General features: G+C 70.1%; 1 protein-coding gene. It reads right to left on the reverse strand.

Annotated elements, in window-relative coordinates:
* Positions 1 to 274 (reverse strand): ATP-binding cassette domain-containing protein (locus BEK98_RS47705; protein WP_143684315.1); only part of this gene is annotated, 274 nt, incomplete at both ends.

Genomic DNA, 274 nt, shown 5'->3' on the forward strand with positions numbered 1-274 from the left:
TGTGGATCGAGGTCCAGGCCCAGCTCCGCCAGGCAGCGCAGGGCGGGCGCGATCATGGCTTCGCGGTCGACGAGCCCGCGGCGCGAGGGAGGGTTCTGCAGCGTGATGTTCTCCGCCACCGAGAAGTCGGGTATGAGGTTGCGTTCCTGGTGGACGACGCCGATTCCGGTCCGGGTCGCTTCCAGCGGCGAGCGCAGCCGTACCTCTTCGCCCCGCCAGGTGAGCCGGCCGCTGTCGGGCGTGTGGACGCCGGTCAGGACCTTGATGAGGGTGG

Source organism: Streptomyces diastatochromogenes (assembly GCF_002242805.1).
Lineage (GTDB): Bacteria > Actinomycetota > Actinomycetes > Streptomycetales > Streptomycetaceae > Streptomyces > Streptomyces diastatochromogenes.